This window comes from Paenisporosarcina sp. P4_E4_2 (assembly GCF_056401595.1).
Genome location: NZ_JBFUJC010000134.1, coordinates 1 through 8,064 on the forward strand (window position 1 = coordinate 1; position 8,064 = coordinate 8,064).

At 35.0% G+C, this 8,064-nt stretch carries 8 protein-coding genes; 1 reads left to right on the top strand and 7 read right to left on the bottom strand.

The features are described from left to right. Nucleotides 1-30: 30 nt before the first annotated feature. A complete protein-coding gene (locus AC1DSB_RS10680; RefSeq protein WP_477586701.1) occupies nt 31-408 on the top strand; it encodes a hypothetical protein in 378 nt (125 codons plus the stop codon). Nucleotides 409-574: 166 nt separating this feature from the next. On the opposite strand, the gene AC1DSB_RS10685 is transcribed toward AC1DSB_RS10680, so the two are convergent. The 7 genes from AC1DSB_RS10685 to AC1DSB_RS10715 all read right to left on the bottom strand — a co-directional run. Beyond that, nucleotides 575-1,162, bottom strand: coding sequence for a hypothetical protein (locus tag AC1DSB_RS10685; protein ID WP_477586698.1), 588 nt, complete (start codon nt 1,160-1,162; stop codon nt 575-577). A gap of 594 nt (nt 1,163-1,756) precedes the next feature. Further along, a complete protein-coding gene (locus AC1DSB_RS10690) occupies nt 1,757-2,119 on the bottom strand; it encodes a hypothetical protein (protein ID WP_477532878.1) in 363 nt (120 codons plus the stop codon). A 440-nt stretch (nt 2,120-2,559) separates the two neighbouring features. After that, a complete protein-coding gene (locus AC1DSB_RS10695; RefSeq protein WP_477532877.1) occupies nt 2,560-2,763 on the bottom strand; it encodes a hypothetical protein in 204 nt (67 codons plus the stop codon). A gap of 144 nt (nt 2,764-2,907) precedes the next feature. Beyond that, nucleotides 2,908-3,192: a DUF3784 domain-containing protein gene (locus AC1DSB_RS10700; protein ID WP_477532876.1), complete on the bottom strand. Its 285-nt coding sequence runs from the start codon at nt 3,190-3,192 to the stop codon at nt 2,908-2,910. 94 nt (nt 3,193-3,286) lie between these two features. Continuing rightward, nucleotides 3,287-3,427, bottom strand: coding sequence for a hypothetical protein (locus AC1DSB_RS10705; protein WP_477532875.1), 141 nt, complete (start codon nt 3,425-3,427; stop codon nt 3,287-3,289). Next, nucleotides 3,424-3,804 carry a hypothetical protein gene (locus AC1DSB_RS10710; RefSeq protein WP_477586699.1) on the bottom strand — a complete coding sequence of 127 codons (381 nt, stop codon included), beginning with the start codon at nt 3,802-3,804 and terminating at the stop codon, nt 3,424-3,426. Before AC1DSB_RS10710 ends, AC1DSB_RS10705 begins: the two co-directional genes overlap by 4 nt. A 309-nt stretch (nt 3,805-4,113) precedes the next feature. Continuing rightward, nucleotides 4,114-8,064 (bottom strand): S8 family serine peptidase (locus AC1DSB_RS10715; RefSeq protein WP_477586700.1); only part of this gene is annotated, 3,951 nt, incomplete at its 5' end.

The following is an 8,064-nucleotide window of genomic DNA, read 5'->3' on the forward strand; positions in this document are numbered from 1 at the left end:
ACACCACTCTCTGAAGCATCAAAATCTGATATAACAAATCCAAAGTTAGAGTACCTGGATAATCAAAGTAAATCTTTTATTAGTGAAGATGAATTTTATAACGAGGTAGATAAAAAAATCTATCAAGAATATAAGAACGCTGCATTTAGTATACGCCAAAAAATTTCTTTTAAAGATGTTCCAGATGCAGAATTCACTTTCAACCAAAAGACTAATAATTGGATTAGTAAAAAAATGAATCTTAAACATCAGACTCATGTTCATCCCAATCGACAAGTATATTTTATGGCATCTTTTCACCAAAATGAAAAAGAAGAATGGCATAAATATGTAGTGATTGACGCTGAAACCAAAAAGGTACTTCTTGGTGGAAATCATTATCATTTGTACGAAAATCCTTACAATTAAACAAACTAAACCACCATCGAACTTGGTGGTTTTTATATTGATTTTCTTAATCAACATTTACTATCTCATATTGAACTAACCTGCCCCGTTGAATAAGAAAATTGGCGTTACTCCTTATTGAAGTAAAGCACCCGTTTGTTGAATAAGGAACTGCTCGAAACATTATTCACTGTGGACTCAATTCAGGTCCCCAAGGAGCTGGTGTAATAGAATCTTCTTTGATATTTTGTCTTATTAACCCTAATTTTTCAGCATAATAATCAAGCATTTCAAAAACAGTTAAACGATGAAAACTTCCGTGGATAAATTGGGGTTTATTTCGTCTGTTAGGGTCTATTTTCCAAAGAGGAATTGAAACACTTCCTGTATTATCGCTAAATTCATTTATTGTAACACTGAAGTTAATATGCTCGTTATATCCATTTGCAACTGCTATGACAGTAACTTCCCCCATGTTTTTCATTGGGAACCTAGGGTCCTTGTGAACTGTAACAGGTATTTTTGCTTCTCCATCAGAATTTGTTAATTCTGTTCCGATTATCTCACCTAATGAATTTATCACAATAATTCGAGCGTTACTAATTGGTGTACCATGTTCTTCAAAAGTTGTTGTTACTTTAGCAGATAATGTTGCTAATACTGTGTTTTCATTTGTCTCTGCAAACTTTGCTTTTGTTGAACTTTCCCAATTTACATATAACACTGTTGTTAAACTTAATAGCGAAAGTAAAAAAATTACTGATATTTTTTTCATCTAATCACCTACCTAATTTTAAGGTAGTATTTCCTTGAGATAAGACAATATTCTTAGTGAACTAACCTATCTCGTTAGTTGAGTAGGAAAAGGCTTCACTCCTTCTTGAAGTAAAGCACCCGTTAGTGAAATAAGCTACTGCTGCACTTATTGTGCAATCGCTCTTTTGTTTATATATCTAGTGTTATTACAATTATTATGATGAAAGCCAACGTGAAGAAAATACCCCTTATTATAACGGAACGCTTTACGAATGCCTCATCTACTTTAGGTTTCTCTAAATATGCTGATTTATGCCATAAACGAATAGCCTCTGTTGGGTTTTTATATTGCCAAATCGAAATAACATAGAATGCAATGACTACGATAAAAAATAAAATTGTTTTAAATATATAATCCCCCTCCTACCCCCGTTACTTTAATAACTTCAAAACCAATTTCATTTCCATTTTCACTTAATTTTACAATTCCGAATAAGAAAACAATCCATTGTTCCTTATTGAACAATACTGCTCCGTTAATTCAATAAGAAAAGAGCTGACAATCAGCCCGATGATCTTAACTAAAGCCCTGTTAGTTAAAGATCATTCAAGTCTATTCACCCGGCATATAGCCTATTACTTCATTGGTTTCGGGGTCAACAAGTATTAAAGGTGGACCAACTACAACGTTCTCTTGGTCTTCAAAGGATACCCTTAATACCTCTTTCCCTTCATAAGTTTTATCCAGCAATTCATAGCTATTACTAGCAATCGTTTTTTTCACATCAGCACTTTTCCAGTCTTCTAAAGCACTGCCGCCCCAACCTTTTTCTTCGATGATATCCCAAGCAACTTTTCTAATTCTTTCATAGCTATCTGTGTCTTTGGAATTCACTTCATCTTGTTTAGTCGAACAACCACAAATCAGTAAAATTGATAATACTGTTAATGTTAAGTATAAAAATCTTAACTTCATTCACTTGGCACCCCTTTTTAAAATCAGTTGTTCTTCAACTAAACTGTTCCGTTAGTTAAAGAAGCTATTGCATATAATCATATTTGATTTCTATTTATGTATTTAATTGAAATCACAGTAGCTATAATTGCAACTATAAAAATACTAAGTGGATACATAAGCTGTAACAGTAAATTGTGATCAGGGCTCGTTATCCAACCTACGTACTTCTCAGCCAAGGTATAAATAACATAGAAGTAAATTACAAACACAAAGATGTTTACAAATTTATTCATGAATTAAGACATCCCCCTTTCCCTTTGCTAATTTATCTTCCTCAACTATACTGCCTCGTTAGTTCAACAAGAAAAAATGCTTTACTCCTTCTTGAAGTAAAGCACTCGTTAATTGAAGAGTGGAACATCAACAAATAATACACAAGGTATTATTCTTGTACCTTTTTAACCAATCCGATTGTATGTACTATTTTTTAAATCAAAAATTGCAAAAGTACCACATATGCAGACCCCTAAAATCATTATTGCTGTAAAAAACCAACCTTCTCCCCAAGTAACTATCAAAGAATATAAACATCCCAAAGCAACAGCTAATGAACCATATTTCTTTCTCCATTTTTCTAGTTTCGATTGTTTTTTTTCTTCCAAAGTTTTATTCCCCACAATCCTGGTCGTTAGCACAATAGCGGTTGCTCTTACTGAACAAACGCACCCGTTAGTTGAAGTACAATCCTTCACAAATGTTTAAATAATTTTTTCAAATTAACTATTCAAGTATTAACTGATAAACATTTACTTTTTAAATAGATTCCCTGTATTAGCATATATAAGCGTAAACACGACTATACCGATAAATAATATGAGACCAAAAACAAATAACCAATTGTTTTCATATGCTTCACTAAGTACCCAAAATACCATACTGAATGATAAAGCGAACATCATTTTCCCCATAAACTTACAGAATGCAACCGTATCATATTTTTCTTTTTCTTCTTGTGGCAACGTGTTAAATCCAGCAATTAAAAATGAGCCTTTACCCTTTGATAGAATAATTCCTAACATCACGAATAACACGATGATTATAGTTGTTCCAAATATAATAACCCCTCCTTGCTACCTATTACATTATTACGATTAGATTTTAGAAATGTTTCATTTTTTAATTAAATTAATGTTTAGTTGAATCCCTTAATTCTTTGGATAAATGTTCTTTCGCCTGTTTTAGTAGGATTTCTTGCTGCTTCAGCTTTGTATAGTGTCCAGCAGTTACATGTTCAACAAAGCCATCTACAGGAGTCCTTTTGGTCATGATACAAACATTCCTTCCTGTACGCCATCCATGTTAAATAAATCGTATGGTTTCGGTAAGAAAGGGGCTGCCACTTCTTCAATACGAGCCATTAGCCTATACAACTGCTTGGCTTGAATGAAGCGGTTTCRTATTTGTATGTTGATGTCTCCATTGGGTAGCAATTCTAGACCAATGCCATCATGTTCATATAAACCGTAGAGAGATCCTCGTTGATAACCCGCTTTTTCTGCTCGTTTAATTAATTCAATTTGACTAAGCTCTGTTTGATGTACCCATTCTATTCCACTGATACTCGGTGAGAAGCGGGCCATACTCTGATCAAAGAGATACTGACAGGATTCTACACTCCCTGTAAAGAGAACGCGGTATCCCATTGATTCTCGGCCAACGGACGCAAAAAGCTACTTTTGACTCCAGAATTTGGAACCATTTTTTATCTAAATCATAATAAGGTTTGGGATTAGTAAAAACAGCCATACTCGAAACCAATTCGTATAGAGGATGAAATTCTATTTCTATTTGGTAGGTCATTGTTGGTAATCCCCTTAAAAAATGTTTTAGTAAATAGAAAATAAATGATTTAGTACTTGATTCATGTTCACCTGTATCTGCTGGATTGAAATAAATAAAAAGGGCAGCACTCTAAATGAGCACTACCCTTTATCAATATTAGCTTGTAATGATTAATTGATCCCTAGTGCTTGCTTAATAGACTCCATTGTTTTTCCATTGAACTCTTTTACAGCGGTAGGGGTATCTACTATATAATTGTTTTCTTTTAAATAATTAGCCTCAAGTAGCTTGAAATCCTTTGCATCAACCGTTTTATCAAAGTTTAGATCACAATCACGGTTGTTCGTTCCCCAATTTTGTTGAAGCAAAATCACGTCATGAATATCGATCACATGATCTTTATTAATATCCCCTGCATATTCTCTTACTGTTGAGTAGCCAATATTCTCGCCAATATACTTATCCCCGTCTTTTCGACCAACTTCTAATGGCGTGTAAGTAGTAAAATGACCAGGGACATCAATGATGACCGTATATACTTGTTCAGAAATTGGCAGGTTTTTAAAAACAATGTCTCCAGATTTTTGAATTTCCCCATTGTACAATTGACCATTGGAGTCTTCCAGTTTAGCTTGTGCACCAATGGTTGTGTAGTCAATTGCAAAATTAAAGCCGCCGTTTGCATTTAATAACCCTTGAGCATTGATTTTCGCTGTAGCTGTTGAATAGGCTGAATAGCTTGGTAATAAACCGATTTCGAAATATGGGTTTACCGTTTTACCACTTAGATCTTGATAAGTAGATGAATTGACAAAAAAGAATGTATTATTTACATTTACATATTCATTTGCGTTCGTATCTACTTGAACATCAAATAATGGCAAATCACCAGTTAACCCATCTCCAGGTGCTTTTATATTAATCGTATTCATTTTGCTTCCAGTCCCAGTTGTGGTAGCTGTAAACAGTGTATCATTTGGCAAAGACAGACTTTTATTAATTACTACGGAATTAAAATATCTTGATGTGTAATCGAACTTGATAGTTAAATCTTTTGCATTTTGCAAACCATGAGCATAGAAGGTATAGGTTAATTGATCCCCCATAGTAAACGACTCTTTATTTGGTTTAGCGTAAATATATTGTGTCCCCGATTTCATATAATATATGACTTTCGCGATTGCTGTGTTCCCAGCCTTATCCGCACCTACAAATTGGAGCTTATTTACTGAATTAAAACCAGGATCAACTGAAATTTCTTTAGTAAACTTGCCATTTACATCGGTAGGAATGCCCCACGCTGGAGAGTTAGGTCCGTACCAAACATTATTATCGGTTTGATTTACATCGATGCCATTATCTTCCATTATGACTGCGTCACTATTGTACACACTTCCAGACAATGTAACTGTTTTTTGACCAGGTGCCAATTCAACGAATGGAAGATCTCCTTTAGGCAAAGCATTTGTATCATCTAAAGTAAATGTTGGGACATTATTATCAATGTACACTTGATCGGTCTTTGTATATTGCTTTCCTTCAAGATTGGTTCCAATGACCTTTATTTTATATAACCCATCTGTTGCTAATATGGAGGCACTTGCTATTGGTTTTTTTGTATTCCCTGTAAATGGAAAATACCTTCCAGTAAATGCACTTTGAATATATAAATCCAGATCAATTCCTGCACCAGAAGCATCAACTGTTCTAATTAAACCCATATCTTTATTTGTCTTTGAATCAACTAGAATAAAATCTAATGTTTTCATTGGTGAATTTAATCTAAAATCTAAATCCGTATTCTTTATACTGTAAGGACTCTGTTGACGATTTGTAGCAATATTTGGTGAGAAGACTTTGAAATATTCGAAACCTTCTTCCACTAGACGGAAACCAAATGGAATTTGATAATGATGAGTCGGATCTTTTTCATCCACAAAATGAATATATCCTTCGTACGTGCCTTTTTTTGCAGTTGTTGGAATTAACAGTGAGACAGGAATACTTTCCTGGCTATTCTTTTTAATTTTAACATCCTCAGGCAACACTAGCGACACGCCGTTTTCCTTCGCATCCATGGAACCACGAACCCCATCATTGTACTCAACCGAAATGTCATACTTCTCCATTTTGTCACTATAATTCGTGATTAATAGATTCGTTGTTTTTGTGATGTCTTCTGTAGCGATTGGAACAAAACCGTAACTAAGACCACCAGTTTGTTCATTGATCATTTCTTTTACATTATTTATAATATATGGCGTTTCATCTTGAACAGCCAGTTCTGTAGTAGAATTGATTGCATCATAAGGGTCTACCCTTCCTGCCCCTACTTCAAACACACTATATTGCCCCTTTAAAGGTTCGGCTGTATTCATTAGAACCGTTTTCACATCTGCAGGTGTATATTCAGGATGTGCTTGTAACAGCAAAGCTGCAATCCCGGCAACATGCGGAGTTGCCATGGATGTACCCGACATTCTTGTGTATGCAGTGGAATAACTAAAATTAGTTTTATCGTTAATATAAGACGGTACCGTTGATAAGACCGATACACCTGGTGCTGTTACTTCTGGTTTAATATCATATAATGTTCCAGATGGTCCTCTAGAGCTAAAGCTAGCTAATTCATCACCAGGAATTTCACTCTCTCCAAGAGCTCCTAATGTAATACTCGGTGTACCACTCGTGAATAAAGCATTGATAGCCAAACCATCACTATTTGTCATAGAGAATGTTGGAATATTTTCTTTGCTTTCTCCCAGATAAAAAGGAATTTGTCCTTCTGTAGCAACATTGTTGTATATGATGACGCCTGCTGCCCCGTTTAACGCGGCGGCTTTCATTTTATCAATGAGAGCATAAGTTCCACGTACGACGAATGCAATTTTACCTTTAACGTCTTTTCCTGCATAATCGGTTAATCCGCCTTCTCCTACATTAACAATATCGAATGTTTGACCAGATAGGCTTGAGAAATCATCCGTCCATGTTTTGGTCATTAATTGCAATGTACTATCAGTGGTTATAGCATTTGATTTGATTTTACTCGCAAAAGTTGTCACCTTAGTACTTGCAGAACTTGCACCTACAGTTAAGGCAAGTGCGGCTGCACCAGGTGAACCTAATGTGAACATACCATCTCCAGCATTCCCTGCTGCCACTACAGCTGTAACACCACTTAATACGGCATTATCAATCGCTAAGCTTGCTACTTCTAATGGATTGTTTTGGTTTGAACCTAGTGAAAGGTTTATAACATCCATCCCATCAGCAACAGAACGTTCAATCCCAGCAATAACCGCAGAAGTCTGTCCTGAACCATATGGTCCCAATACTCGGTAAAYATATAAATCAGAATCAGGAGCAACTCCAGTTACTTTATAATCAGAATCGTTTTTAGCTTGACCAGCAATAGTTCCTGACACATGTGTACCGTGACTAGTGTAGTACGGTTTTCCATTCACTATTTCTGCTTTCCCAGAAGCTTTCCATTGGGCATATGTCGCTTCCATTGGATCGTTGTCATTATCTACAAAATCAAATCCACCCTTGTATACGTCTTTTAAATCAGGATGATTATGATCAATACCCGTATCAATAACACCAATCTTTATACCTTTACCTGTATAGCCTTCTTCATGCAATTTATCAATATTTAAAAATGGGATACTATCAACCTTTGTTTGTTCTTCTTCCTTTATTGGAGGCGGCGGGTCAATTTGTACTTTTTTATCGCTAAAAACAGCTTTAACCGTATCCATTTCCATTAATTTATTAATTTGATTTGCAGGAAGCGACATTGTCACTCCGTTAAATGCATTCTGATAAGTATATTTAATATTAAAATTATCCTTATTAGATCTCTCTTCTTTTCCTATTTTTTCTTGTAAATTCTTTTTAAATTCWGCATGGGACTTTTCTACCTTTTCTTTCGCTTTTTCTAACGAAATGGATTCCCCTTTGGAAGCTTCTACTATTTGAGCTACTTTTGCTGGAAGTTCTTTGAATTCAACAATAACCGTTACTTCTTCTTCACTAGTTAAGTCTACATCATCAGATAATCGCAATCCTGTCTTTAATTCAGTGGAATCTAGGTTTTGCAATGCTGCTCTTTGTTC